The sequence below is a fragment of the Desulfurobacterium sp. TC5-1 genome (assembly GCF_000421485.1).
Taxonomy (GTDB): Bacteria; Aquificota; Aquificia; order Desulfurobacteriales; family Desulfurobacteriaceae; genus Desulfurobacterium_A.
Genome location: NZ_ATXC01000001.1, coordinates 235858 through 261481, shown reverse-complemented (window position 1 = coordinate 261481; position 25624 = coordinate 235858). Strand labels below are relative to the sequence as shown.

Genomic DNA, 25624 nt, shown 5'->3' with positions numbered 1-25624 from the left:
AAATTCTGATAATTTAATACGCCCCTCTCCCTGAAAACATTACTATTATTGTTTTTAAAATTATTATGATATCATTTGTAAACGAAATATTGTCAATGTATTCCAAATCCAAATTCACCCTATCCTGAAAGGTCATTTCATTCCTACCTTCCACCTGCCACAATCCCGTTATTCCAGGCCTAACTGAAAGTAATTTTTTTCTTATATTTTCAGGAATGTTGTAATCTTCAAATTCACTTAACAAATATGGCCGAGGACCCACAACACTCATATCGCCTTTTAATATGTTAAAAAACTGCGGCAGTTCATCAAGACTCGTTTTCCTCAAAAATCTTCCTATCGATGTAACTCTTGGATCGTATTTTCTCAGTTTCCTGTAAAGTCGCCATTCTTTAGCAGCTTCTGGATTTTTGGCAAGAAATTCCTGCAGGATTTTATCGTTATTTGGATACATTGTTCTAAATTTGTAGAGCTTAAACTGCTTACCGTTTAATCCAGGCCTTTCCTGAACAAAAAGAATGCTTCCTCTATCCGTAAATTTTATTATGATTGCTATTATAAGCATTATCGGTAATGTTAATATTATCGCAAACAAAGAAAACACAACGTCAAAAGGTCTTTTCCACCATGGGATTTTTGAGACAACCCCCATTAAATCCTCTCAAACAAAGTAAAAGTATATAAACTTAAATCTATTATACCAACACGTAACCTATTACTACCAATCCATTCTATTTTTCCCTGTCATTCTGAACCTTCTTCCCGTCACTCTGAGTACTTTCCCCTTCCGTCATTCTGAGCGCCCTTTTCTGTCATCTTGAGCGTTTCTTTGTCATTCTGAGCGTTTCTTTGTCATTCTGAGCGTTTCTTTGTCATTCTGAGCGTTTCTTTGTCATTCTGAGCGAAGCGAAGAATCTCATCCCATTACCATAGACTCTTCGGTACACTGCACCTCAGAGTGACAAAAAGAAAACGTCATTCTGAGCGAAGCGAAGAATCTCTCACCTGAACCCAGCAAAAAGCCTCAACAGATCCTTCGGACTCTGTCCTCAGGATGACAAGAAAAACAGAATTATTCCGTGCACCCTTCCGTCATCCTGAGCGTTTCTTTTCTGTCATTCTGAGCGAAGCGAAGAATCTCCCACCTGAACACAGCGAAGAACCTCATAGATCCTTCGGACTCTGTCCTCAGGATGACACAAAATAAAAAGTCATTCTGAGCGCCCCTTCCCGTCATTCTGAGCGAAGCGAAGAATCTCCTTCCAGTCGTCCAGATTCTTCGGCCACCTTACTAAAATTGCTTAGGTAATCCTGCTTGCTTTAGAACAGCATTAGCTGTATGACGTGATTTTATTTTTGAATCAACAACGAAATGTCGCTTTGTTATCGGGCTGTACCATATTTCATGGTCACCTTTTCCCTGCCTTACAAAGTAACAACCTGCTTCCCGAAGAAGTTTTTTAAGTTTCGGCGTAAAATTTGCCACTTGCTATGCCCCGACTTTCACCACTTCAGTACATTCGCTTAGCAGGCGAAAATGAATTTCCTCTTTGTTGTTAGGAAGTAATCTATTTGCTTCCAGCAATTCCGGAATCATAACTTTCAATTTTTCAATGAGTTGTTCTAATGTATCTGCCTCTGTAACCAATCCGGGAACATTTTCACCAATAGCTACCCATACTTGTGCGTCTTTATCCCAAACAGCTTTTACATTAATCATTCTACTTTCCACTTTTTATCTCCTGTAATTCATTCCGTTTTTTCTTTAAATTATACCCTTTATATTTTAAGTCCATTCCTTTATACGTTCAGATTCTTCGGCCACTTTGTGGCCTCAGAATGACGGAAGTGAGTGTCATCCTGAGGGCGCAGCCCGAAGGATCTGAGACTCTTCGGTGCGGGGCGCCTCAGAGTGACGAAAAGAGAGTGTCATCCTGAGCGTCAGTGAAGGATCTCATTCAGGCGTCCAGATTCTTCGGCTACTACGTAGCCTCAGAATGACAATAAAAAGTCATTCTGAGCACTTTCCCATTCCGTCATCCTGAGCGTTTCTTTCCCGTCATTCTGAGCGCAAGCGAAGAATCTAAGACTCTTCGGTACAAAGTACCTCAGAGTGACGAAAAGGAACGGATTCTTCGGCTACTACGTAGCCTCAGAATGACAGCAAAAAAGTCATTCTGAGCAAAGCGAGTCATTGATAGTTGAGATAATGTTTTTCATCAGATTTCTCCCTTGCAATAGGAAATAGTTACCGAAATTTGAACACTTACTTATTTAGTCGGTGGACTGATAACCTTTACATTGGCTTCTCTTACCTTACCAAGCTGTGTATCTGCAGTTATCAGGATAGCATCAGTAACAGATGCTGAAGCACAAATTATTGCATCCGGAAGTTTTATTTTATACTTCCTGCGTATTTGAATAGTCCTTTCAGCTATTTCCCTATTAATTTCTATAATAAAGAATTCTTGCAGTAAATCTCTTACAAATTTCTCTTCTTCGAATGAAAGGAAATCAAAACTCAATACTTCCATATAACTAATTATTGATATCCATATTTTAACTTCTTCACTTCTTATCAAATCAGCAATATCTATAATTCCCTTTGACAAATAAATTATGACGTTGGAATCCAGAATTACATTTCCCATTCTTCACGTAAACTCCTTTGCCAGGCTACTGGATCATTTATAGCGTGAAATATATTTTCAGGTCTGTTCTTCAACATATTTCTAATTCTCTCTAATTGATTCTTCTTTTTCTTTACTGGAGAAATTGTCACTTCTAATTCCTGGTCAAACAATTCCTCAGGTAAATAAATGGTGATTTTTTCTCCTTTTGGTTTTATTTTGAATTTTAACATCCGTTTTCCTCCACAAAATCAATTTGCTCTATACATTTCTAATTCTAACTTTCTTAGGAGTGAGAACTACAAACCTACCGCGGCTAAAATATCCTCTTTTTTCAGAGTTGGATAGGCTTTTAAAAGATCCTCAAAAGATAAACCATCTCCCAATTTTCTAAGGATAATTTCTACAGGAATTCTTGTTCCCTTTATAACTGGTTTGCCATTTAGTATCGTGGGATCTCTCGCAATCCTATCTTTATAGTCCATTTTAGTCTCCTGAAAAAATTCTCTACAAAGAGAAATTTAAACCTTCCCTGTTTCAAGTCTATACTTGCAAATTGAATCTTCTTGTTCTCTACTTCTCTCTACAATACCTATCCTCAAACCTAACTATATCATCCTCCTCAACATACTCTCCTACCTGAACTTCTATTATCTCTAAAGGTATTTTCCCGGGATTAATAAGTCTATGTTTTCTTGTCTTTGGAACATAAATACTCTCGTTTTCATGAACAAAAAACTCCTTAAGTTCACCGTTTTCATCTTCTAATATTACCTTTGCAGTTCCCTTTACTACTATCCAATGTTCACTTCTATGATAATGAAGCTGTAAACTTAAAGCCTCTCCCGGCCTTACAGTTATTCTTTTTATTCTATATCTATTTCCTATTTCAAGCTCTGTATAACTTCCCCACGGACGATAAACAGTTGTATGAAATTCTGTTAAATGCTTAAATTCCTTTTCTTCTTTTAACTTCTTTACAACTTCTCTAACTTTTTGACCTTCTCCCTTTTTTGCAATTAATAAAACATCATCTGTTTCAACAATCATTAAATCCTTAATCCCGACGGTAGAAACGACTCTTTTATTACCTAAAACTAAAGAATCTCTTGTGTCAATATCAATAATATTCCCCAGCTTTACATTTCCATTTTCATCTTTTTCCATTACTTCATAAAAAGCGTCCCATGAACCCACATCTGACCAGGTTATATCAAGCGGTAAAACAGCAGCTTTATCTGTTTTTTCCATGACAGCGTAATCTATGGAAATGTCCGGCATGGACTCAAAATTTTCTAAAATTTCATCAAATGCCTTATTTTCTATTTTTTCGTAAATTTCAGGTGCATGTTTTTCAAGCTCTTCAAAGATCGTTTTTACACTAAAAGCAAACATTCCGCTGTTCCAGTAGTAATTTCCTTTTGCTAAATATTCCTTTGCTGTTTCTAAATCCGGCTTTTCATGAAACTGTTTTACTCTGTAACAGATAGAGTCAATTGCGTTCAACGGTAAAGCTGTACCGGCTTCAATGTAGCCGTAGCCCGTTTCAGGTTTTGTGGGTCTTACTCCGAAAGTTACGATGTATCCTTCTTTTGCTATCTTTTCAGCTTTTTTCATGTATTCGGCAAATTTCTCCTTCGGCGAAATGAGATGATCAGAAGGAGATATAAATAGCACTTCATCTTCATGGACTTTCAGCTTTTCAAGTGCAAATTTTGCAGCCAATGCTATTGCTGGAGCGGTGTTTCTTCCTATAGGTTCGAGGATTAGGTTGAACGGTGAATGGTGAACTGTGACGAGTGAAGGAAAAAGTTCTGAAAGCTGATTTTTAATGTGAAATTGATAGTCTTCATTGGTTATTATGATTAAATCTTCCGGATTAACAGTAAGTAAACTTCTCTCAACAGTTTTTTGAAATAAAGACTTTTTATCACCGATTTTTAAAAACTGTTTGGGATATTTTCTTCTTGACATCGGGAAAAGCCTTGTACCGCTTCCGCCTGCGAGAATTATCGCTTTCATTTGGTTTCTCCTACAAAATAGGCTTTCGTGTAAGGATGAACATCTTCTCTACCAAGAATAGACTCAGATGATAACCATAAATATTCTGCATGCTGCAATTTGGGTAAATTTAAATCATAAATATTCACTAATTTATAAGCAAGTACTACGTAATGGGTTGTGATATCACTTCCAAAAAAACTATCATCATAGAAATGTTCAAAAACACCTATAAATTCAGCAGCGGAGATTGGTATCATTTTTCCAAGTTCAGAAAGGGTTATTCTATTAAAAGCTTCTAAAATAGTTTCTCCTTTTAAAATTCTGCCTCCCGGAACAAATAAGAAATTTTTTGCAGGTCGATTCTTTCTCTTACCTAATAGAATTTCACCATTCTTATTTTCAACGATTAAATCAATAGAAACCAAAGGTGTATGCTCTACTACGCATTTAAAGGTTTCTTCATCCAACCATCTTTCATTTGTCATTTATAATCACTCCCTTCCTTTTACCACCTATCAATCACCCCTCATATACCACTCATAAAGTTTTTTTATTCCTTCCTCAAGCGAAATTTTATGTTTCCACCCTAATGAGTGGAGTCTTGATACATCTGTGACCTTTCTGGGAGTACCATCAGGCTTTGAAGTGTTAAAATAAATTTCTCCCTTGAAACCGACTATATCTTTTATGAGATAAGCTAAATCCTTAATTGATATATCTTCACCCGTCCCAACGTTGAGGTGAGTATTTCTTATCTCTTTTCCTTCCATCACAAAAGAAATAGGCGAACATGAAGTATTTTTTATATCTGGTAGATCTGGCTTTATAAGTCTAACTATATCCCAGAAATCAACATTTTCCATCAAAAAAATACAGGCATCTGCCATATCTTCAGACCATAAAAATTCTCTTTTAGGTTTTCCTGTTCCCCAGACTTCTACTTGAGTAACAGGTGACGAGTGATGGGTAACGGATTTTATGCCGTATTTTTCCAAAATTCTCAGAATTTCCTCTTTTGAATTTTTTCCAGTAACACCTTCTATAGGAAGTTTGTTTAGATCTCTTCTTATTTCTTCCCAATTATCTTCTTCTAATGCCTTAGCTAAATGCATCTTTCTTAGAAGAGCAGGAAGAACATGAGACTTTTCAAGATCAAAATTATCGTTATATCCATAAAGGTTTGTTGGCATTACAGAAATGAAATTTGTTCCATATTGTAAATTATAACTTTCACACATCTTCATACCGGCAATTTTTGCAATGGCATAAGGCTCATTAGTGTACTCCAACTCTCCTGTCAATAGGTATTCTTCTTTTATCGGCTGAGGACAACTTCGTGGATATATACAGGTACTTCCCAGAAAAAGAAGTTTTTTTACTCCATTTAAATAACTCTGATGAATAATATTATTTTGTATCTGTAAATTTTGATAAATAAAATCGGCTCTATAAATATTGTTTGCCAGTATCCCACCCACTTTTGCCGCGGCTAAAAATACGTATTCGGGTTTAACGTCAGAAAAAAACCTCTCTACTTCAGCTTGATTTGTTAAATCCACCTGATACCATTTTACTTCACCGTCAGCTGGTTTTCTTCTATGAAAAGTAGAAATTATATTCCTATAACCTTTCTCTTTTAACTTCCTTATCAGGGCACTGCCAACAAGTCCAGTTCCGCCGGCAACATAAATTAAGCTCTCTTTATTCATAATTTTCCTCCATTACATGCCACAACTTCCTGGTAAAGCCATACCTTCTCTCTTTAGTATAAGCTCTCTGTAGTTGTTTTTTAGATCACCGATTACCATATCTTTAACAAGGTCATCTAGTGTGTGCTTTGGCTCCCACCCTAACTTTTCTCTTGCTTTAGAAGCATCACCTATAAGAATATCAACTTCAGCAGGTCTGAAATATTTTGGATCAACTTCAACAACTACTTTACCTACCAAGTTACGAGCGTTATTTACTACAGAGTCGGCATCCATTATTCCAGCTGATTTTAAAGCATTAAACAATTTCTCTTCATCAAGACTTTTCACTATTCCTTTTTCGTCTATTCCTTCTCCTAAAAACTCAAGTTCCATTCCAAGCTCTGCAAACGTTTTTCTAACGAACTCTCTAACTTCTGTAGTTTTTCCTGTCGCAAGTACGTAATCGTCCGGTTCGTCCTGCTGTAGTATTAGCCACATACCCTCAACGTAATCCTTTGCGTGCCCCCAATCCCTTTTCGCATTAAGATTACCAAGATAGATTTTTCTGTCAAGACCAAACAGAATCCTCGTTGCACCTCTTGTTATTTTTCTTGTAACGAACGTTTCCCCTCTTATCGGAGATTCGTGATTAAACAGTATTCCGTTGCAAGCAAACATGCCGTAAGCTTCCCTGTAGTTAACAGTTATCCAGTAAGCATAAAGCTTTGCAACAGCATAGGGACTTCTTGGATAAAAAGGTGTCTTCTCATTTTGCGGAATTTCCTGAACTTTTCCATATAATTCTGATGTTGACGCCTGGTATATTCTGGTTTTATCTTTCAGACCGAGTAACCGCACTGCCTCCAAAATTCTCAAAGTTCCTATAGCGTCAGCATTAGCAGTATATTCTGGTTGTTCAAATGACACTGCAACATGAGATTGAGCGGCAAGATTATAGATTTCATCAGGCTGCACTTTCTGAATTATAGAAGTTAAGTTCAAACTGTCTGTCATGTCTCCATAGTGCAGAAAGAAATTAACGTCTTCTTCGTGAGGATCCTTGTATAAATGGTCTATTCTTGCAGTGTTAAAAAGAGATGTTCTCCTTTTTATTCCGTGAACTTCGTATCCTTTATTAAGCAAAAATTCTGCCAAGTATGCTCCATCCTGTCCTGTAATCCCGGTAATAAGGGCAATTTTTTTAGTCATCTTTTCCTCCATAGGATAGAATCTCTTTAATTTTACTTTTTAGATTCCCTAATACCTTCTCCTTTGAAAAATGCTCTATTATATATCGCCGTGCATTTTTACCATAATTTTCAGCTAAATGAGGATTTTTATTTAGTTCTTCAATAAAATTGATAATGGATTTAATATCATTACTATCAAAGAATTCACCACCTTGGGATTCCTTTATAACCTTTGCTACTTCTGATTTTAGATTACCTGTAACTAATGAAGGTTTAGCACTCGCCATCATTCCAAGAAGTTTAGAAGGCATGACAGTATCAACAACTTTTGATTTTTGGAACAAAATGTGTAAATCTGCACTACACAATAAATCTGGTAAGTCCTTATAAGGAACAGGAGCATAATATTTTACATTTTTAAAATTTTTTATTTGGGAAAGTAACCAATCCTTTTTAGCACCATTTCCAACAACTACAAATTCAATATCATCTCTACCCTTAAAGTAATTAACAACCTTAATAAAAGTTTCCCAATCTTGCTTAGCGCCAATATTTCCCGAGTATAAAACTTTGAACTTATCAGACTTTAAGTAAGGATGAATTTCTGTTTTCTCTGGATTAATAAAAGTTTCATCTATCCAATTTGGAAGATAAAATAATTCAGTTTTTGTTTTCTTTTTTGCCTTTTCAAGCATAGAATAACTTATGGTGCTTACTATATTGGCCTTATCTAACAATCTTGACTCAATTTTATATAAAATTTTACTTGCTACTTTTTTTAATTTGTTATTCTCTATAATTCCGGTTTCAAAAGCTGCATCAAACTCAAAGTCTTGAATATGTACCCATACTTTAGAGCTTGTTTTTTTAGCTAATTTATGAGCCAACCATACATCAGATGTAAAAGGAACTACAGCCATAATTAAATCAGCTTCTTTTATCTTCCTTAAATTTTTTAAACTGCCAAATGTAAAGCTTAATATATGTCTTATCCTATTTTTAAAATTCGGATTTTTAGGAGTAAATTGTTTATATCTGTAAATTTTAATCCTTTTATGCACTTCTTTTAAATATTTTGGTTTATTTCTATACTCTTCCCATATTTTCCATTGAGGATAATAAGGAAAACCAGTAATAACAGAAACGTTAAATCCATTTTCAGACAAATACTCTGCCATCTGCGTAGAATATAAGCCTATAGCCGTATCTTCAGGATAAAAGTTAACACCAATTATGACTATATCTTTATTCATGTTCAATTATCCTATCTTTTACAGGTTTAGCAGGACTCCCTATACAAACTTTCCCGGGAGGCAAATCACTAAAAACGCTGCTTCGTGCACCTACGACTGTTCCTCTACCTACCCTTACCCCGGGAGCTACAAAGACATCACTAGCCAACCATACTTCGTCTTCTATCACTATCTTTTTAACAAATATTGGAAAATCAACTTTAGTATAGTCGTGGCTGCCAGTACAGATGTAGGATCTTTGAGATATAACTACATTTTTTCCTATTTCTATTTCACCAAGGCTGTAAAGAACTACTTCATCTCCTATCCAGCTGTAATCGCCTATTTTAACTTTCCATGGAAAAGTTATCTTAGCAGTAGGCCTAATTAAAACTCCTTTACCTACTTTTGCTCCAAAAAGTCTTAAAAGAAATCTCCTCCAGCCGTACATAAACTGTGGAGACCATCTAAATAAAGTATCCTGAACTATCCACCAAAGTTGAACAAACCAAGAAGGCTTACCACGAAAGTTCGGAGGTAACTTAAATTTTGATAAATCTTGAAACATTTCTATTGTTCCTCTAAAATATTTTTAAAATCTTCTAAGAATCTACTAACTCTATATTTACTTTCTGCCTCCTTTCTATTATTAAAAGCAATATATTTATATTGCTCTAAGTTCCTCTTCACTTTAACTAACACTTGGGCTAAACTTTGTGGACTTTTCTTCTTCACATAAAAACCATTTAGATTTTCCTTAAAAATATCTGGAATCCCAGCATGATTAGTTGTCAACACAATATTCCCTGTTGCGTATGCCTCTAAAATAGAAATTGGTTGTCCTTCCATCTTATAATAAGTTGGGAATACAAAAATATTTCCCCATTCTAACAATTTTTTCTTCTTATAACCTGAAACTACACCTAAGTACTTAACATTTCCTTCTAGTTTTTTCAAATATTTAGTAATCTCTTTTTCTAATCCTTTATCTATATTTCCTGCCAGTTTTGCATTAAAGTGAATATTTCTTTCTTTTAAGATCAATAGAGCTTCCAATAAATCTAAGATTCCTTTCTCCTTCATCAAATTACTTAAATAAATTATTCTTAGTTCGCTAAAATTTTGACTTAGCTTCCGCTCAAGATTTATTTCAAATAAATAATCCTCAACGAAATTAGGAAGTTCAAAAATTTTATTATCCGGCAAAAATGGGATTAAATTTTTCCGTAATGATTTAGATAACACTATTCCTTTATCAAATTGAGAAAACAGAAACTTAAAGATTTCCTTTTTTACACCTGTTAATTTCTTATATTCTTGCCATAAATAATCTCCATGAATATGAACAATAAGTTCTTTCTTTAAAAGTTTTGCATATAAAATGAATGGTGCATATTTTAGAATCCCCCAAAAAGTTTGTCCTGGAGTTATATAAACTTTATCAGATTTAGAAATTTTATAAAGTTCCAAATAACGCTTCGAATATACAAAAGCTTTTTTATAGTTAAATCTACCAACATCTTCTTTGAAAGTAGGATATGACATATTTATACAACTAACATGTATAGGGAAAATCTTTCCTATTTTCTTATGAACAATATTATTCGCCAAACTAACTCCCGTTATAGGAGGCGGCAAAGGACCTATGAGGAGCAATCTTCTTTCCATAGTCATTACCATTTATTTCCTTTCCGACCTTCTGTTCTCGATACTATGTAACAGACCAAGCAATATCCAAAAATAAGGTAATCCCCAGGGCAAAGCTGACAAGGTAGTTACAAACATAGCCAAATAATAATGTTTATATTTGCTCTTTAAAAATCCATGAAAAATCAATAAAAGAAGAGCAGATGTTCCAAACAATCCTGTTTCTCCTAGGAATTGAAAAAATAGAGAAAATGGAACCGCGTGGATATTTCCATCTAAGTATTTAGTAAGCTCAGGTGGAAAAATTGGAAGATTGAATTGATTATTCAAATAATAGGAAAAATAATATCCGAAACCTCCTATTCCACAGCCGAAAAACTTAGAAGATAAAAACATATGAACTAATGCCTCAATATACGTATATCTTGCTATAAATGATAAGTCTTGAAAATAAAAGACTCTTTGTAGCCTATCAGAAATCTGACTTAACATGAAGAACGAAAGTATTAATAGCGTTGATAAAACAGCAAACTTTCTTTTTAAGGAAAAATCGGATAACATAAACTGTATTATTAATAAAACTGATATAGTTAAATAAACATACAAGCTTTTAGAAAAGATGGCAAAAACAAGTAAAACAACTTTTACTGTCCAATAAAAGTACTTGCTATCTCTAGCTAACAACAGCATTCTATCTACAAGAAACAGCATGTATAATATATAAGAAGCCAAAAAAGATGGTTCTGAGAACAACAGTGTAAGCCTTTCTTTATCGAGAACAACTGATAGTAACTTTGTTCTGATATTATTTGCAATTGATAAAAACAAAGGATTAAATAATATCCCAAGAATTTGTAGTATTCCAAGCACACTAATGAACAAAAAAAAGATAATATTTATCTTATAAAAACTTTTTTCTTTTAGAAAAGCTTTAGTATAACCAAAGAAGTAAAACAATGATAAAAAAATAAATCCCAGTGTATATCTGATGAATACCTGTATATTTTGATATAAAATTAATCCCAACAATAAATAATAAAAAAAAGTCAAAGAGAATAAAAACCACTTCATTTTCAATCTTCTTTCCAACTTAACCTTATTGGAATTTCCAATAAGTATAGGAAGAAAAAATAATTGAAATACAGGTCTCGTAGTAGTTGAAATAATCGGAACCTTTAATTGCGGCAAGTGTGATAAAAAAATGGAAACCATTATTAGAAACTTTGATAATCCAATCATCATGATTCCGGTATATAATTGAACATCTCAAAATCTTTGTGATATATATAGTAAATTTTATCAATAGAAGATGGCTTTAAGGAAACTTTTCCTTTATTTTTAGTAGCATTTTTTCTTTCTATGAATAGTTTTCTGTTCAAGATAGCTTCGATAACTTGAATATCCTTTTTTAGAGTTTCAACTTTCCCAATAAAATCAACTAATATGTTATTCTCATCATCTGTTAAAAAATAATATTGCGGAAAGAAATGAATATAGCTCCATATACTGTCACGAGTAAGATAATTCTTTATAAAATCATTAACATCATTATATCGGGAAACATATCTCCGTCCCCATAAGTAATCCATTTTGTTAAGTCCTCCTCGTTTTAGAAAATAAAATGCAGATATAATCCTAGTAAGAGGATTTCTAACAAAAGTAAATTTAAAATATTGGTCAAAATCCTGCCCTAAAATCTTCTTATATATTTTAATCGGTATATGCCCCACTTCATGTCCGTAAATAGCACTTGTTATGCTTATACCTGCAGCTTTAGGAATATGTGTAAAAATAGTTTTAGTTCTTATAAAAGCACTTGGTACTTCTTTCAAGAACAACTTCTTTTTTAACGTCATTGCATGATATAATTCAAATATATTCATTGTTAAATCTTCCCTACAGCTTTTTTAATTAGAAATTCAATAAAGAGCTGAAGCTTTTCTTTAAAAGAATAATCAGGAACGGTATCTAATTTACTTTTTCTTATCTTTTTATCGAATCCAAAATTTGGTAAAATATCAACATTTAAATCTCTAATTTTCATTATCCTTTCTTGCTTTCTCAGTAAATAGGAAAATCCTACCGTTGTTCCTGGATGCCAAGGATGAAACAATCTTTTCTCAGGAGACCATCTTATGAAATATCCAGCATTTTTAGCCCGTATATAGAAATCCTTTGCACATGCAGAAGGCCCGGAGAATACCATATCTTCCTCATAACCATTAATAGCTACAAAGTCTCTCTTTTTTATGCTAAAACACCCTGCATAATTAGTTGGATTTACAAGAACACAAACTTTATTTAAATATTCTAAGTCGTATCTATATACAGGTGGCTCTGCCGATTCATCGTATCTTCTATGATAATTTATAAAAGGTAAATCAAGATACTTTTCATGAAGCCTTAACTCATCCTCTAAAAACTTTTCATCTACAACAACATCTCCATCTGAAATAACTAAAATATCTCCTTTTGCTATTCTTACACCTTCATTTACACAAATTCCATATTGCCACTTACCACTCCTTTTCAATGTCAAAATTCTAAAATTCGGATGTTCATCAGCAAACTTTTTCACTTCTTCTTTTACATCACTATAAAATTCCACCCATATAACTTCGTATACATTTTTATCCAAAGTCTGATTTAGATAAGATTTTATAGCATGAAATCTTTCTCGGAAACCGCAATCCCACATGATTACTGAAAGCTTAATCATTAGCTATACCTCTCTATTATTTTTTCCGATAACCTCATAGCTTTTTCTATACAAATATCCATATTATAATAGTCCCATTCTCCAAATCTACCTAATGTATATATACCATAGTCTTCTATAAACTTTAGAATAAATTTTTTCGTATCCTTATAATTCTTATCAAAAACAACATATGCATGTTCTGAAACATTGTAGTCCAAAGGTTTTATCAGATAATCTATTTTCTTTGCATAATTTAGCATATCTTCATAAGAATGCTCTCCTATTACTTCTGTAATTGTGTATTTTGAATCTTTAGGTTCGAAAAAATTACCTATGTGAATATGTCTATGGAATTTTATTTCTCTATCTGGGAAATATGTCCATGTATTTTCCACTGGTTCTGCTTCCCACAAAACATTTGTTACTTTATTATATTTTAGCAATTTTGACTTATTTTTAACCTCAATAGGAGTTTCTTTTATAACAAAAGGAAGTATATTTAACGGCATTGTATTGATTACAATATCATAGTTTCTCTCTCCATTTATCACATATTTGCTTCTTACCTTTTCAATACTTTCGACTTTGTAATTTTTTACAATTCTTAAATCCCTAGCCAATGCGTTTATAAATGTCTACTGATCATTAGAATTCGGATAAAAAAAGTAAGAATGAGGCATATCATCTCTAACACTTTTTACTAAAGATAAAAAGAAAGATTTTTTATCAGGGATAGGTAACTTATCCTTTACCCATATATAATCCATTTTATATGGATCTTGATTCCATATCTTTCTATTATAAGGAATAAAATATTCTTCTGCCAGTGTTTTGCCAAATTTTTGAATAAACCAATCCGCTAAATTTTCAGGATTCTTATCATCTTTAGTGGCGAAGAAGTCTTTAGTTATATTAAACGCAAGTTCCTCATTAAAGCAAGCAATTTGTTTCACAGAAAATTCTATAGGATAATCTATCAGGTGACCTTTAAAGAAAATTTTAGCTTTTCTTTCTACCAAATGCCATTCTGACTTGGGTAATATATTAGTAAAAACGAAATTCAAAACATTTATATTTTTTGAATTAAAACAATGTCCTCCAACTAAATGATAAGCCACTCCATTTATAGTTTTTGTTTTAGCAATACCTCCCACTTTATTGTCCTTTTCTAAAACTTCTACATCAAAATATCTTTTAAGCATTTGCCCAATACTTAAACCAGAAATACCAGCTCCAATAATCCCTACTCTCATCTTTTATACCCTCGAAAGCCAATGTATATATATAACCAGAATCCATATAATTTTCTTATATATATATTTGCAACCAGTTTTGCTATATTTAGAGCTATCATAGTAGCGATAGCAGCTCCAATAATCCCATATGGTGGAATGAGTATATAATTAAGTATACCATTAAACAGTACAGCAAAAAAATTTAAACCTTGTAGAAATATTTGATTATTTGTCATTTTCAGAAATCCTCCAGCATCTCCACTTGAACTACTTATAAATTGTCCTATCACTAATATTATCAGTGTTACAGTTCCTGCTTTAAATTCTTCTCCAAATATTCCAAGAATAGACTTTGGAAAAATTAAAAATAATAACAACACCGGGAAAGAAGTCCAAAAAATTAATTTTGTTGACTGTTGAGCAACTTTTTCCAATCCTTTTATATCTCCTTTTCCCCAGAATTCAGCAAACTTCGGAGCTGCAATGGTATTTATTGCCATTAGTGTAATGCTTGTTATCATTGAAACTCTAAGTGCAACGTTATAAACTCCGACCTCCTGAGCACTTCTAAACATCCCGAGCATTACAGTATCCGTCCAACCCATTATCAAGGCTAAAGAACTTGATAATAACATAGGGATAGAAACGGAAAGTAAGGCCTTGTATGAGAATAGAGATTCTTCGGCGCAGGATACCTCAGAATGACGTAGAGGGTGGGGAGATTCTTCGCTTCGCTCAGAATGACGGAACGAGAACTCAGAGGGATGGGTGGATGCCTCAGAATGACACGGAACTGGAGATTCCCCGGCGTGAAGCAACTTAGAATAACAGAAATAATATAAGTACTTTTTCCACATTAGAAATGCAATAACAGATAAAACTACAATTGCAGTTATATATGAAAATATTGGCAGTTCAACATTTCTGCCGATCAGATATATTCCAGCAGTAAAAAGTATAAGAGCTATTCCAAATATACCTGTTTGCTGTAAAAGCATATACTCCTTTATTTTTTTCAGACCTCTTATGCTTTCCCTGTGAATCCATAAAAGAACAAAAGGAACTATGGCAAAAGAGACTACATGGAAATAAGGTGTAAGGTAAGGTTTTTTGAAAACAGCTGATGCCAGAACAGGCGATATAAAATAGACAGAAACAGCAACCATTATTGAAAAAGGAATTGCAAGCGTTAAAGCCTTTTTGTAAATGTCTTTTAAAATGTCTGGTCTTTCTTTTGCTGTATATTCCGCCGTGAATCTTAAAAGGGCTGTATCCATTCCAAGGCGACCGATAACAGATGAGATTTGAAGAACAACAAGGCACAGGGCAAAAATCCCCCACGCCTTGGCACCTAAAGTTCTCGTAACAAGCAGGGTAAAAAGATAACCGAAAACTATTCCAAGAATCCTAAATCCAAAAGCTGTACCTGCACCCTTTACCAGTTCGGCGAAGTGGATATCTGAATTTAGTTTACTTTGGAGTTTGCGTTTGAGTCTTGTTATCATCGGTTTTCCTATGGGTCTGTTGTGTGGTGGACGTATTTTAGCATGTCTGTTTTCGTTGATGAAAGAGATTCTTCGCTTGCGCTCAGAATGACAGGAATGGGCGCTCAGAATGACAGGAAGAAGTGCTCAGGATGACATTTTCTTTTCGTCACTCTGAGGTGCTGTGCACCGAAGAGTCTATGGTAATGGGATGAGATTCTTCGCTTCGCTCAGAATGGCAGGAAGGGGAAAGCGCTCAGGATGACATTTTCTTTTGTCATTCTGAGGCTACGTAGTAGCCGAAGAATCTGTGTGAATGAAATGAAGTCTCGGGGTCTTACTATCAGGATGAGATTCTTCGCTTCGCTCAGAATGACAGAAAAAGGGCTCAGGATGACGGAAAAGAAGTGCTCAGAATGACAGAAAGGGCACCTCAGGATGACGAGAAAAATGACCGTTTTAAGTAGCAACTATGATTTCATTCTAATTCTACGATAAAAATCCGGGGCTACCGCTCAAAACTTCTAAGGTGTATTATAACAAACTGGTTAACTCTGAAAAGTGGATTCCTCTCTCGTAATATGCTCCTTTGCACTCTCCAGACACTCAATCGCTGTAGTTGAGGATGATTATGTACATTTTAGGAAAATCTTCATTTCATTATATTTTTTTGTCCTTCAGATGTCTTCGTAAATCTAAAAGCACCTTTTCCAGTTGAATTATGTACTTCTCAAGTTTTGAAAATAGCCGTTCAGCTACTTCTTCTCTATACGTATGGGAAGTTAAATTTCTGTCATCTATCATTTTAAGGAGAAGAATTGTTTCCTCTTCGTTCAAGTGACCTGCAGAGAAAAACTCCCTTATGCAAGATTTAGGGCTTCTACATTCAATTCCTTCAATCTCTCTTAAGTAAGATTTAATGCACTTCCAGAAGATTTCAACAGTGAATTCAAACCTCTGAACGGCACTATCTCTAAAAAAATAGTAATCATTTTTATCTGAATTTTTCGTTCTCAAGTAAGCTTCTCTCAGCCTTTCTAAAGCTTTTTCAAAATCTTCTACAAGCTTTTCTAAAGCCATTTTTTACCCTCTCTTAAGACAACTTTTAGAAGTTTCCTGTTTGAAGACAGATCCACTAAATCGACTTTATAGGGGAAATTGCTTTCTTCCAGAATTTCTTTTAGCATGATTAGTTTATCTGATATATCTTTATCCGCTATAAATCCGATATCAACATCTGAAAAAGGAGCATTATCTCCCCTTGCACGTGAACCAAATAGATATATTCCTACTTTCTCGTTTTTAAAAAATTTTCTCAGGAAATTCTCCAAATCTTTTATTGTTTCTAATTTTAGACGGGAACTGTCTAAAATTTCATTATCTTTAATCACAACACGCTCTCCTGGAAATTAAGGAAACGCAAACTTTCATAAGCATTACTTCGAAATTTACCCAAATTCTAACTATCAAATGAAAAGTCTGCGCTACCGCTCAAAACCTGTAAAGTGTATTATAACAAACTGGTTAACTTCGGTAAAATACATTCTTGCTCCGTTCTTCATGCGAAAATACTGTCATTGTTTTAACGTCAAATACCTGCATTTTTCCCCTCACAAAATTTGATTTTCAGCAATTTTAGCAACTTATTTTTGGTTGATTCAATCGCTTTTTAATCTATCTCTAATTTAAAGGCTTATAAAATTTAAGGGAGTAAGGGAGAGATTCTTCGGCGCGGGGCGCCTCAGAATGACTTTTTTTTTGTGTCATCCTGAGGACAGAGTCCGAAGGATCTATGAGATTCTTCGCTGTGTTCGGGTAGGAGATTCTTCGCTTGCGCTCAGAATGACTTTTTATTGTCATTCTGAGGCTACGTAGTAGCCGAAGAATCCGTTCCTTTTCGCCACTCTGAGGTGCTGTGCACTGAAGAGTCTCAGATCCTTCGCTAACGCTCAGGATGACGGGAAGGGGCGTTCAGAATGACATTTTCTTTTGTCATTCTGAGGCTACGTAGTAGCCGAAGAATCTGTGTGAATGAAATGAAGTCTCGGGGTCTTACTATCAGGATGAGATTCTTCGCTTGCGCTCAGAATGACAGGAAGGGACGCTCAGAATGACGTTTTCTTTTCGTCACTCTGAGGTGCTGTGCACCGAAGAGTCTCAGATCCTTCGCTTCGCTCAGGATGACAAAGAAACGCTCAGGATGACGGAAAAGAAACGCTCAGGATGACGAAGGGAATATGCTCAGGATGACGGGAAGGGAAAGTGATCAGGATGACAGAAAAAGGATAGGAATGACGAACGGAATAGTCCTTACTGTCGCTTTATACTAAAACAGTGTTTCGTATAAGTCTTTCCACTCAGGGTTAAAACTATCAATTAGATCAATTTTGAATTGTCTTTTTTTACCTTTGAGATACTTTTCTCTTTTGATGGCTTCTTCTATAGTTTCGAATATTTCGTAATATACCAGCTTATGGCAGTTGTATTTGCTGGTAAAGCCTTTAATGACATGATTTTTGTGTTCATAGACCCTTTTTATAAGGTTGCTTGTCACACCTATATAAAGAACCTTATTTGTTTTATTTGTCATAATATAAATGTAGCCTTTCTTTTCCATGAATTTATTTTATCAAAATCAAAGAATGAATCAGGCTTGTCATCCTGAGAGTGAAACTTTAAAGGTTTGCTGAGATTCTTCGGCGCAGGGCGCCTCAGAATGACTGCAGTAAGGTCACTTTATTTCCTAAAGCTATTTCTCGTCTTTTCATCAAACATCTCTGCTCCCGTTTCACAGCTCATCATTCACGGTTCACATTATCTTTCTACCGACTGGCTACTATTTTCTCGATATACATTAAAATATCCTCTATAAAGAAAATGAAATCTCTTTTCTGTTTAGACATACACGACCTCGTTTAATATCCTTTTTCTCAATTGTGGTTTAACTGCAGTCTCTATAACAAGATCTACTTCTCTTTTGAATAGGCTCTCAAGATAGTATTTTAATCCCATATAATTGAAGAAGTCTTTATGTCCTTTCTCAAATTCAACAAGAACATCTATATCACTACTATTTGTTTGCTCATTTCTTACAAATGAACCAAAAATGCCAATTTTTTTACGTGAAATTTAGATTTTATATACGCCTTATTTTTTCTCAAAAGAGAAATTATATCTATTGCCTCTTGAGGCAATCCTTTAAAGGCATTACTTTGTTTCACTCGCATAAAAATTCCCTCGCCCTACACCTTCAGCCCTTCTACCTTCCATTGTTTACCATTCACAGTTCACCTTCTTCAGCCTCATGCCTTCAGCCATTTACCTCTAATCCTAACTAACCTTCTATTTATCAAAAAATTTTCGCCAGGTCTTTTTCATTTATAGCTAAAGAGTAATTTAGAATTGTTTTCAAATCTATTTTCTTAGAAGCATCTAAAATCTCTATTCCCACTATCTTACCATTTGGTGTAGTATCAAGATTTACTCCTTCTATAATTTCTATCACTCCATCCGGCTTTTCATTACTTAGTTTGATGTAAAGTGCATCTACCTCTTTGTCATAATAAACTTTCATCTCTTCTTTTTCCTCCTTTTTAAAGGATAAGCAGTAATCACTATTACTGTATCCTCTTCCACGCTAACTACAATTTTTATTGGAAATTTATGTCCTTCCATCTCTTCTACAATTTCATGTTTTCCAAGAGATAAATTTTCCTTTTTTAGAACATTTTCAATAGCTAACAGAGAAAGTCTATATAGTTTAGCCCGCCGTTTTGCATGCCGAGAAAATTTTATTCTCATTTTACCTTTTCCTCAAAACTTCTAATGCACTTTTAACTACATTGTCCATATCATAATAGCAATACTTCTAAACATTCCATTAAAAGGTTTTTCCTGTTGTGGGTTACAACAACTGCACATACTGCTTCCTTTAATTTGATCTTCATAATTCAGTAATCTTTTCAACCAAGTATTGCATTCACTCACAATATTTCAACTTCCGAACATAGCGGTTTATCTCATCCGCCACTTCAAACAATTTTTTACTCTTTTCTATTACCTCCTCCAATCTGTCCCTCAAACGCTCCTCCAGATATTCATGTGCAAGTTCATTTCTCAAATCTTTCATCTCTATAAGAATGTTGTAATCCTCCACGAACCCCCTTTTTTCGGCTCTTATTACGATATCAAGTTTTCTATTGATTTCCTCAAGTTCCAGATAATCCAGGCTTCTCAATACCTTGCTGATAAGTATGTCAACCGCTCTGGAGTATCTATTCATTAATGCTTCTATTATCTCAAGTTGCTCTTCTGAAGGATTCTCGAAATTTCCGGCAGCCTTAACTCTCTGAATGGATCTTTTCAGCCAGTATATACTCTTATTGAGAAGCTTCAAGTTTTGACAAAATACCTCTTTTCTCTCTCCAATGTTCACAATTTAACTCCGTACTTGTAAGCAAGTTTCGTAAAAACATCTTTAGAAGGATCAGGGGTAATGATCAGGTCTATCTTCCTGTCACCCAATTCTTTAAAGAGATTAACTCTTATTCTTCTTCTATTTTTGTAGTCAATCTTTGAAGAGATAACAAGAATATCTATATCACCTCCCCTTTTACTCAAATCCGTTCTACTGCCAAAAAGGATAATTTCGGCAGTGGGATCCACAGATAAAATAGCTTCTTTTATCTTCGTAATTTCTTTATCCGTCAACCTAACTTTTCTTTCCGTTGTTAGCATTATATTTTAACTCCTTAATCAAGTTCTGATAAATAATTACGTTATTAAATATATTACCTGAGTGGAAATTGTTCATGGGGTGAGGGAGATCCTTCGCTACGCTCAGAATGACTTTTTCTTTTGTCATTCTGAGGCTACGTATAGCCGAAGAATCCGTTCCTTTTCGTCACTCTGAGGTGCTGTGCACCGGAGAGTCCATGCTGATAGGATGAGATTCTTCGCTTGCGCTCAGAATGACAAAGAAACGCTCAGGATGACAGAAAAGAAGCTCAGAATGACGGAAGGGGGAATTTTAAAGGTTTGTTGAGATTCTTCGGCGCAGGGCGCCTCAGAATGACGTTTTGTTTCGTGTCATCCTGATGACTGAAAAGGGGTTCAGAATGGCGCAAGGAACAGTTCCAGAGTCACATCTGGATGTGAAGCCTGTTTACTTTTTCCTTTAAAAGAGGCTCCGGTAGGTTTTCCATAAAATCAAGCTGCCTTATGGCTTCCGGATCTTTCAGACCGTTACAATTGGTAAGGTAAAAGCCCGGCTTTTCTCCGTAAACGCAGGCTTCATCAAAAACAAAACCGCATATTAAAAGTCCTCTCTCTTCAAAAAGCTTTTCAAATTCAGGAACGTTTTTAATAACATCAACCTGAGCATCGATATTAAGCTCTATGAAAGCCGTATTGAGCAGTTCTTCCGATTCGTAAAGCGGTGCGAGTATCTCAAAGTTTTCTTCATAAACCTTTGAGAGAACTTTAAATTCTACCTCTGCGGCGGGGAAATTCATTCCTATCAAGTCCTTAACCGATATACCGTTAGTTTCTATAACACCGATGAGAGGCAGGTTGTAGGTTTTAACGGCATAGTAAATAGACGCAAGGTTTGTTGCCGCCTGACACCCGGCGTTTGCAACAATAAAAGCACAGGAAGGAAAAGAAAAAAGCTTGCAGGATAAAAGTCTTGAAGAACAAACAATGCAGCACTCAAAATTTCCAATTTCACAGTCGTGTCTCTCGTTGAGTATCTTCTCTATTATGTTTACAGCAGACATCAAATCTCCTCTACAGTAACTTCGCCGGTCGCCGTATCAAGTATAGCAAATGTTGAATGATTTGAAAGATAGCCGCACAGTTCACCGGGATTTACAACAACAGTCCCTTTAATCTTATCTACGAAAACCTCGTGGGTGTGGCCAAAGAACAGGAAATCAACACTCCCCGGAATAACGTCCAAAAGTACAGGTTCGTGCATGACCACCGCCTTTTTTCCGTCAATCTCCACGAAAAGAGGCGGTTTCTTTATTTCAGAAAAGCTTTTAAGCAGACCGGCAACTTCACCGTCGTTATTTCCAAAAACAACCGTCAGAGGTGCTTCCACCTTCTTAAATACCTCCATGGTAAACGGTGAAATAATGTCACCGCAGTGCACTACAAGTCCAACATCCATACCGTTAACAAGTTCTACAAACTTTCTGCTCTTTTCAACGTTATCGTGGCTGTCAGAAACAACTGCCACTTTCATTTTTCACTCTCCTTCTTTGCCGGTTCTGGCGGTTTATTGGCGGTGTACTTACATTCAGGATACCTTGAGCAGCCGTAGAAAACGCGCCCTTTCTTGCTCCTCCTTTCTACTATATCACCTTCTCCGCATTCGGGACACTTTCCGTAAGTTATCCTTTCAGTGTACTTACATTCAGGATAGTTTGAACAGGCAATAAATCTTCCGTATCTACCGCTTTTAATCACAAGTTCTGCCCCACATTCAGGACATTTGCGGCCAACTTTTTCGTCCTCTTTTTTACCGTTTTCCTTGTAATCGCATTCAGGATAATTTGAACAGGCAATAAATGCACCGTACCTGCCGTATATTTTAAGCAATTCAGCACCGCACTTTGGACACTTACGGCCAACCGGTTCACCCTTTAGCTCTTTCAGATCTTTTTTTGCTTTCTCAAGGAGGTCTTTAAATTCGCCAAAGTAGAATTCCTTTAAAAGTTCTTTCCACTTTTTCTGACCTTCCTCTATCTTGTCAAGCTCTTCTTCAATGTTTGCAGTAAATTTTATGTCAACAACCTTCGGAAAAAGCTTTTTCAAAAGACCGTTAATAAATTCACCAAGTTCCGTCGGCTTTAACTTCTGCTTTTCCTTTTCTACATAGCCTCTTTGAATGATGTTTGAAATTATCGTTGCGTAAGTTGAAGGCCTGCCTACCCCTTCCTCTTCAAGAGCTTTTACAAGCGTACCTTCCGTGTATCTTGGTGGGGGTTCTGTGAAGTGCTGAACACCTTTAATATCTTTCAGTTCAACCCTTTCACCCTCTTTAACAGGCGGAAGCAGCTTTTCGTCAACATCAATTTTGTAAACCTTCATGAACCCTGGAAACTTTACGGTGCTTCCGGTGGCACGGAAAACAAGGCCGTTACCTTCAACATCCATTGCAACGGTGTTAAAGACGGCATCTTTCATCTGGGAAGCAACAAACCTGCGCCATATCAGATCGTAAAGTTTAAACTGCTCGGGCGTAAGGTAATTCTTAATGCTTTCAGGCGTTCTCTCCACAGATGTGGGTCTTATTGCCTCGTGGGCGTCCTGGGCAGATTTTGGCGTTTTCCCTTCGTAAGTCCTTGGCCTCTGTGGAAGATAATCTTTACCGAACTCCTTCTCTATAAAGCCTCTCGCCTCTTTTACGGCTTCGTCTGATACCCTCGTTGAATCTGTTCTCATATATGTAATAAGACCAACCCTTTCGCTGCCTATGTCAATACCTTCGTAAAGCTGCTGTGCTATTTGCATGGTAAGCTTTGCAGGGAATCCAAAACGCTTTGATGCTTCCTGCTGAAGAGTACTCGTTATAAACGGCGGATAGGGCTTTCTCTTCCGCTCTTTTGTCTCAACAGAGGCAACAACAAAAGAGGCAGCCTGCTTTGCCTTTTCAACCAAATCTTTAGCAGTAGCCTCATCAGGTATTGAGAACTTTGAAAGCTTTTTCCCGTCAACGGCAGAAAGCTTTGCTGAAAAATCACCCTCATCTGCACCAAATAGGGCTTCTATCGTCCAGTATTCCTTTGGCTTAAAAGCCCTTATCTCCTCTTCCCTATCGCAGATAAGCCTTAAAGCCACCGATTGAACCCTACCGGCCGAAAGGGCTTTTTTAAATCGGCGGGATAGGAGAGGCGAAATCGTGTAACCAACAATCCTGTCAAGGATTCTCCTTGCCTGCTGAGCATCAACTTTTTTCTCGTCTATCGTATCAGCATTCTTTATCGCTTCCTGAATGGCCTTTTTGGTGATTTCGTGAAATCTAACCCTGTAAATGCCGTCTTTTTTTAATCTTTTTAAAATGTGGGCAATGTGCCAGCTTATAGCTTCTCCTTCTCTATCAGGGTCAGTAGCAAGGTAAACCTCATCAGCCTTCTTTGCGGCCTCTTTAATCTCTTTTACTACCTTCTGCTTACCTTTTATTATCACGTACTTAGGCTTAAAATCCTTTTCAATGTCAACACCAAACTCTTTTTCCGGAAGGTCACGAACGTGCCCCATGGAAGCCTTAACAATGAAATCTTTTCCAAGATAGCGTTGAATTGTTTTTGCTTTTGCCGGTGACTCAACAATGAGAAGCTTCTTCTTCGCCTTTGCCATTATCTAACCTCAACCACCTTAACTAAATTTGTACTGCCGGGCACCCCTGTCGGTGCACCTGCTAAAACTATAATCTTATCGCCCGATTTTGCAATACCTCTATCTTTAACCGCTTGAACGGAAACGTTTATCATCTTTTCAACAGAATCAACCTGAACTGTCAAGCACGATTCAATACCCCAAATAAGTGCAAGCTTCCTGCTTGTTTTAACATCGTGAGTAACTGCAAAAACGGGAACGGAAGGTCTGAACTTTGCAACTGCCATGGCCGTAGCACCGGTCCTCGTAAACGGGATGATGGCTTTTATCTGTTTGTTCTGCGCAAGACCGCAGGCAGCCCTGGCAAGGGAATCCTGAAGCGTAACGGGTTCAATTTCTTCATAACGCCTGTAAGGATACATCTTCTCGGCTTCCCTTATCACCTTTGACATTGTCTTTATAACTTCCACCGGATACTTACCGACAGCCGTTTCTTCTGAAAGCATAAGCGCATCGGTACCGTCAAGAACCGCATTTGCAATATCGGTAACTTCGGCTCTCGTAGGTATCGGCATGTCAACCATTGACTTTAGCATCTGCGTAGCGGTTATAACCGGCTTTCCCTTTCTATTTGCCTTCCTTATAAGCATTTTCTGTATGACAGGCACCTTCTCAATTGGCATTTCAACGCCAAGGTCGCCTCTTGCCACCATTATGGAATCTGCTGCTTCCAAAATCTCGTCTATCCTATCTACGGCCTCCGGCTTTTCAATTTTTGCTACAACTGGTATATGGGAAGCATTTAAAGTATCAAGCAAAGCCTTAAGCTCAAGGACGTCATCCGCCTTCCTTACAAAAGAGAGAGCTATTATGTCAGCACCTTCTCTGACGGCAAATTCCACGTCTTCTCTATCTTTCTGTGTCAGGGCAGGAATCGAAAGGGAAGTATGAGGAAGGTTAACGCCCTTGTGGGAAGTCAAAGGACCACCCACAACAACCTCACAGATTACCCTTCTTCCCGAAATTTCTTTTACTCTTAACCTGAAGGCACCATCAGCTAAAAGAATGGCCTCGCCAGGTTTAACCTCTTCAGGAAGGCGCTCGTAATTAACGAAAATCTCATCATCACCGTGATTCCTGTCAGAGGTAAGAACAACCGTATTTCCCCTGTGAAGGTATAAAGGCTCATTTTTTATCTTGCCTATCCTTATCTTTGGACCGCAGAGGTCAACAAGTATGGGAATCGGCTTTTTGGTTTCTTTCTCAACCTCTCTAACAAGTTTTATCCTCTCTCTGTGTTCTTCGTGACTCCCGTGAGACATGTTCAACCTAACAACATTAAGACCCTCTTCAACAAGCCTTTTAAGCGTTTCAACATCGCTAACGGCCGGCCCCAAAGTTGCAACTATTTTTGCCCTTTTCATCTTTCCCTCTCTCTGAAAATGCCTTTTTCTCTTAATTCAAAAT

Annotated in this window: 31 protein-coding genes; all 31 read right to left on the bottom strand. The window is 36.1% G+C overall.

Features of this window, described 5'->3' with window-relative positions; all coding sequences use genetic code 11:
• Positions 1-13 precede the first annotated feature (13 nt).
• The 31 genes from H153_RS0101365 to pyk all read right to left on the bottom strand — a co-directional run bounded on the left by H153_RS0101365 (position 14) and on the right by pyk (position 25581).
• Positions 14-652 carry a sugar transferase gene (locus H153_RS0101365; RefSeq protein ID WP_022846339.1) on the bottom strand — a complete coding sequence of 213 codons (639 nt, stop codon included), beginning with the start codon at positions 650-652 and terminating at the stop codon, positions 14-16.
• 639 nt (positions 653-1291) lie between these two features.
• Complete coding sequence (locus tag H153_RS10270; RefSeq protein WP_022846337.1) at positions 1292-1486, bottom strand: type II toxin-antitoxin system HicA family toxin; 195 nt, start codon at positions 1484-1486, stop codon at positions 1292-1294.
• Between the two features lie 3 nt (positions 1487-1489).
• A complete protein-coding gene (locus tag H153_RS0101350; RefSeq protein ID WP_022846336.1) occupies positions 1490-1732 on the bottom strand; it encodes a DUF1902 domain-containing protein in 243 nt (80 codons plus the stop codon).
• Between the two features lie 538 nt (positions 1733-2270).
• Positions 2271-2651, bottom strand: coding sequence for a type II toxin-antitoxin system VapC family toxin (locus tag H153_RS0101345; protein ID WP_022846335.1), 381 nt, complete (start codon positions 2649-2651; stop codon positions 2271-2273).
• Complete coding sequence (locus H153_RS0101340; protein ID WP_022846334.1) at positions 2639-2863, bottom strand: hypothetical protein; 225 nt, start codon at positions 2861-2863, stop codon at positions 2639-2641. Before H153_RS0101340 ends, H153_RS0101345 begins: the two co-directional genes overlap by 13 nt.
• Before the next feature lie 66 nt (positions 2864-2929).
• Positions 2930-3115 (bottom strand): DUF433 domain-containing protein, encoded by a 186-nt coding sequence (locus tag H153_RS08945; protein WP_022846333.1) that lies wholly within the window; start codon positions 3113-3115, stop codon positions 2930-2932.
• An 88-nt stretch (positions 3116-3203) separates the two neighbouring features.
• The gene (locus H153_RS0101330) at positions 3204-4652 is read right to left on the bottom strand and encodes a mannose-1-phosphate guanylyltransferase/mannose-6-phosphate isomerase (protein ID WP_022846332.1); all 1449 of its coding nucleotides are present in this window, start codon (positions 4650-4652) and stop codon (positions 3204-3206) included.
• Positions 4649-5119 (bottom strand): GDP-mannose mannosyl hydrolase, encoded by a 471-nt coding sequence (locus H153_RS0101325; RefSeq protein WP_022846331.1) that lies wholly within the window; start codon positions 5117-5119, stop codon positions 4649-4651. Before H153_RS0101325 ends, H153_RS0101330 begins: the two co-directional genes overlap by 4 nt.
• Before the next feature lie 30 nt (positions 5120-5149).
• Positions 5150-6343: a GDP-L-fucose synthase gene (locus H153_RS0101320; RefSeq protein WP_022846330.1), complete on the bottom strand. Its 1194-nt coding sequence runs from the start codon at positions 6341-6343 to the stop codon at positions 5150-5152.
• A 12-nt stretch (positions 6344-6355) separates the two neighbouring features.
• Positions 6356-7534 carry a GDP-mannose 4,6-dehydratase gene (gmd, locus tag H153_RS0101315; protein WP_022846329.1) on the bottom strand — a complete coding sequence of 393 codons (1179 nt, stop codon included), beginning with the start codon at positions 7532-7534 and terminating at the stop codon, positions 6356-6358.
• On the bottom strand, positions 7527-8768 hold the full coding sequence (locus H153_RS0101310; RefSeq protein ID WP_022846328.1) for a WcaI family glycosyltransferase: 1242 nt from the start codon (positions 8766-8768) through the stop codon (positions 7527-7529). The genes gmd and H153_RS0101310 overlap by 8 nt, the downstream gene beginning before the upstream one ends.
• Positions 8761-9315, bottom strand: a complete 555-nt coding sequence (locus H153_RS0101305; protein WP_022846327.1) for a putative colanic acid biosynthesis acetyltransferase — start codon at positions 9313-9315, stop codon at positions 8761-8763. The genes H153_RS0101310 and H153_RS0101305 overlap by 8 nt, the downstream gene beginning before the upstream one ends.
• 2 nt (positions 9316-9317) lie before the next feature.
• Positions 9318-10427, bottom strand: a complete 1110-nt coding sequence (locus H153_RS0101300; protein WP_022846326.1) for a glycosyltransferase family 4 protein — start codon at positions 10425-10427, stop codon at positions 9318-9320.
• A complete protein-coding gene (locus H153_RS0101295) occupies positions 10428-11465 on the bottom strand; it encodes an O-antigen ligase family protein (protein WP_155883377.1) in 1038 nt (345 codons plus the stop codon). It abuts the gene before it with no gap.
• A gap of 167 nt (positions 11466-11632) precedes the next feature.
• A complete protein-coding gene (locus H153_RS08940; RefSeq protein WP_022846324.1) occupies positions 11633-12277 on the bottom strand; it encodes a sulfotransferase family 2 domain-containing protein in 645 nt (214 codons plus the stop codon).
• A 2-nt stretch (positions 12278-12279) separates the two neighbouring features.
• On the bottom strand, positions 12280-13113 hold the full coding sequence (locus tag H153_RS0101285; protein WP_022846323.1) for a glycosyltransferase: 834 nt from the start codon (positions 13111-13113) through the stop codon (positions 12280-12282).
• Positions 13113-13715, bottom strand: coding sequence for a hypothetical protein (locus H153_RS10195; protein ID WP_196799782.1), 603 nt, complete (start codon positions 13713-13715; stop codon positions 13113-13115). The genes H153_RS0101285 and H153_RS10195 overlap by 1 nt, the downstream gene beginning before the upstream one ends.
• Before the next feature lie 15 nt (positions 13716-13730).
• Positions 13731-14348: an NAD(P)-binding protein gene (locus H153_RS10190; protein ID WP_196799781.1), complete on the bottom strand. Its 618-nt coding sequence runs from the start codon at positions 14346-14348 to the stop codon at positions 13731-13733.
• A complete protein-coding gene (locus H153_RS09805) occupies positions 14345-15835 on the bottom strand; it encodes a flippase (protein ID WP_022846322.1) in 1491 nt (496 codons plus the stop codon). Before H153_RS09805 ends, H153_RS10190 begins: the two co-directional genes overlap by 4 nt.
• Positions 15836-16474: 639 nt before the next feature.
• The gene (locus H153_RS0101265; RefSeq protein WP_022846320.1) at positions 16475-16894 is read right to left on the bottom strand and encodes an HI0074 family nucleotidyltransferase substrate-binding subunit; all 420 of its coding nucleotides are present in this window, start codon (positions 16892-16894) and stop codon (positions 16475-16477) included.
• Entirely contained in the window at positions 16885-17205 is a 321-nt protein-coding gene (locus H153_RS0101260; protein WP_022846319.1) for a nucleotidyltransferase domain-containing protein, read from the bottom strand. The genes H153_RS0101265 and H153_RS0101260 overlap by 10 nt, the downstream gene beginning before the upstream one ends.
• Positions 17206-18140: 935 nt before the next feature.
• On the bottom strand, positions 18141-18431 hold the full coding sequence (locus tag H153_RS0101250) for a GIY-YIG nuclease family protein (RefSeq protein WP_022846317.1): 291 nt from the start codon (positions 18429-18431) through the stop codon (positions 18141-18143).
• Between the two features lie 278 nt (positions 18432-18709).
• Positions 18710-18877 (bottom strand): nucleotidyltransferase domain-containing protein, encoded by a 168-nt coding sequence (locus tag H153_RS10265; RefSeq protein WP_343122675.1) that lies wholly within the window; start codon positions 18875-18877, stop codon positions 18710-18712.
• A gap of 286 nt (positions 18878-19163) precedes the next feature.
• Positions 19164-19388 (bottom strand): DUF2283 domain-containing protein, encoded by a 225-nt coding sequence (locus H153_RS0101235; protein WP_022846315.1) that lies wholly within the window; start codon positions 19386-19388, stop codon positions 19164-19166.
• The gene (locus tag H153_RS0101230) at positions 19385-19615 is read right to left on the bottom strand and encodes a DUF4258 domain-containing protein (RefSeq protein ID WP_022846314.1); all 231 of its coding nucleotides are present in this window, start codon (positions 19613-19615) and stop codon (positions 19385-19387) included. The genes H153_RS0101235 and H153_RS0101230 overlap by 4 nt, the downstream gene beginning before the upstream one ends.
• Before the next feature lie 178 nt (positions 19616-19793).
• Positions 19794-20249, bottom strand: coding sequence for a hypothetical protein (locus H153_RS08925; protein ID WP_022846313.1), 456 nt, complete (start codon positions 20247-20249; stop codon positions 19794-19796).
• Positions 20246-20551 carry a nucleotidyltransferase domain-containing protein gene (locus H153_RS0101220; RefSeq protein WP_022846312.1) on the bottom strand — a complete coding sequence of 102 codons (306 nt, stop codon included), beginning with the start codon at positions 20549-20551 and terminating at the stop codon, positions 20246-20248. Before H153_RS0101220 ends, H153_RS08925 begins: the two co-directional genes overlap by 4 nt.
• Positions 20552-20955: 404 nt before the next feature.
• Positions 20956-21591, bottom strand: a complete 636-nt coding sequence (locus H153_RS0101215) for a hypothetical protein (RefSeq protein WP_022846310.1) — start codon at positions 21589-21591, stop codon at positions 20956-20958.
• On the bottom strand, positions 21591-22061 hold the full coding sequence (locus H153_RS0101210) for a metallophosphoesterase (RefSeq protein WP_022846309.1): 471 nt from the start codon (positions 22059-22061) through the stop codon (positions 21591-21593). Before H153_RS0101210 ends, H153_RS0101215 begins: the two co-directional genes overlap by 1 nt.
• Positions 22058-24178 carry a type I DNA topoisomerase gene (gene topA / locus H153_RS0101205; protein ID WP_022846308.1) on the bottom strand — a complete coding sequence of 707 codons (2121 nt, stop codon included), beginning with the start codon at positions 24176-24178 and terminating at the stop codon, positions 22058-22060. The genes H153_RS0101210 and topA overlap by 4 nt, the downstream gene beginning before the upstream one ends.
• Entirely contained in the window at positions 24178-25581 is a 1404-nt protein-coding gene (pyk, locus tag H153_RS0101200) for a pyruvate kinase (protein WP_022846307.1), read from the bottom strand. The genes topA and pyk overlap by 1 nt, the downstream gene beginning before the upstream one ends.
• Between the last annotated feature and the right edge of the window lie 43 nt (positions 25582-25624).

Excerpts from the sequence above, each read along its gene's own strand:
- H153_RS0101310 (WP_022846328.1), bottom strand. The coding sequence starts at position 8,768 with ATGAATAAAGATATAGTCATAATTGGTGTTAACTTTTATCCTGAAGAT.
- H153_RS0101330 (WP_022846332.1), bottom strand. The coding sequence starts at position 4,652 with ATGAAAGCGATAATTCTCGCAGGCGGAAGCGGTACAAGGCTTTTCCCG.
- H153_RS09805 (WP_022846322.1), bottom strand. The coding sequence starts at position 15,835 with ATGATAACAAGACTCAAACGCAAACTCCAAAGTAAACTAAATTCAGAT.
- H153_RS0101295 (WP_155883377.1), bottom strand. The coding sequence starts at position 11,465 with ATGAAGTGGTTTTTATTCTCTTTGACTTTTTTTTATTATTTATTGTTG.
- H153_RS0101340 (WP_022846334.1), bottom strand. The coding sequence starts at position 2,863 with ATGTTAAAATTCAAAATAAAACCAAAAGGAGAAAAAATCACCATTTAT.
- H153_RS10190 (WP_196799781.1), bottom strand. The coding sequence starts at position 14,348 with ATGAGAGTAGGGATTATTGGAGCTGGTATTTCTGGTTTAAGTATTGGG.
- H153_RS0101230 (WP_022846314.1), bottom strand. The coding sequence starts at position 19,615 with ATGAGAATAAAATTTTCTCGGCATGCAAAACGGCGGGCTAAACTATAT.
- H153_RS0101345 (WP_022846335.1), bottom strand. The coding sequence starts at position 2,651 with ATGGGAAATGTAATTCTGGATTCCAACGTCATAATTTATTTGTCAAAG.
- H153_RS0101265 (WP_022846320.1), bottom strand. The coding sequence starts at position 16,894 with ATGGCTTTAGAAAAGCTTGTAGAAGATTTTGAAAAAGCTTTAGAAAGG.
- H153_RS0101235 (WP_022846315.1), bottom strand. The coding sequence starts at position 19,388 with ATGAAAGTTTATTATGACAAAGAGGTAGATGCACTTTACATCAAACTA.
- pyk (WP_022846307.1), bottom strand. The coding sequence starts at position 25,581 with ATGAAAAGGGCAAAAATAGTTGCAACTTTGGGGCCGGCCGTTAGCGAT.
- H153_RS0101210 (WP_022846309.1), bottom strand. The coding sequence starts at position 22,061 with ATGAAAGTGGCAGTTGTTTCTGACAGCCACGATAACGTTGAAAAGAGC.
- H153_RS0101320 (WP_022846330.1), bottom strand. The coding sequence starts at position 6,343 with ATGAATAAAGAGAGCTTAATTTATGTTGCCGGCGGAACTGGACTTGTT.
- H153_RS0101285 (WP_022846323.1), bottom strand. The coding sequence starts at position 13,113 with ATGATTAAGCTTTCAGTAATCATGTGGGATTGCGGTTTCCGAGAAAGA.
- H153_RS08940 (WP_022846324.1), bottom strand. The coding sequence starts at position 12,277 with ATGAATATATTTGAATTATATCATGCAATGACGTTAAAAAAGAAGTTG.
- H153_RS08945 (WP_022846333.1), bottom strand. The coding sequence starts at position 3,115 with ATGGACTATAAAGATAGGATTGCGAGAGATCCCACGATACTAAATGGC.
- gmd (WP_022846329.1), bottom strand. The coding sequence starts at position 7,534 with ATGACTAAAAAAATTGCCCTTATTACCGGGATTACAGGACAGGATGGA.
- H153_RS0101365 (WP_022846339.1), bottom strand. The coding sequence starts at position 652 with ATGGGGGTTGTCTCAAAAATCCCATGGTGGAAAAGACCTTTTGACGTT.
- topA (WP_022846308.1), bottom strand. The coding sequence starts at position 24,178 with ATGGCAAAGGCGAAGAAGAAGCTTCTCATTGTTGAGTCACCGGCAAAA.
- H153_RS0101325 (WP_022846331.1), bottom strand. The coding sequence starts at position 5,119 with ATGACAAATGAAAGATGGTTGGATGAAGAAACCTTTAAATGCGTAGTA.
- H153_RS0101300 (WP_022846326.1), bottom strand. The coding sequence starts at position 10,427 with ATGGTAATGACTATGGAAAGAAGATTGCTCCTCATAGGTCCTTTGCCG.
- H153_RS0101305 (WP_022846327.1), bottom strand. The coding sequence starts at position 9,315 with ATGTTTCAAGATTTATCAAAATTTAAGTTACCTCCGAACTTTCGTGGT.
- H153_RS0101250 (WP_022846317.1), bottom strand. The coding sequence starts at position 18,431 with ATGGAAAAGAAAGGCTACATTTATATTATGACAAATAAAACAAATAAG.
- H153_RS0101220 (WP_022846312.1), bottom strand. The coding sequence starts at position 20,551 with ATGCTAACAACGGAAAGAAAAGTTAGGTTGACGGATAAAGAAATTACG.
- H153_RS0101215 (WP_022846310.1), bottom strand. The coding sequence starts at position 21,591 with ATGTCTGCTGTAAACATAATAGAGAAGATACTCAACGAGAGACACGAC.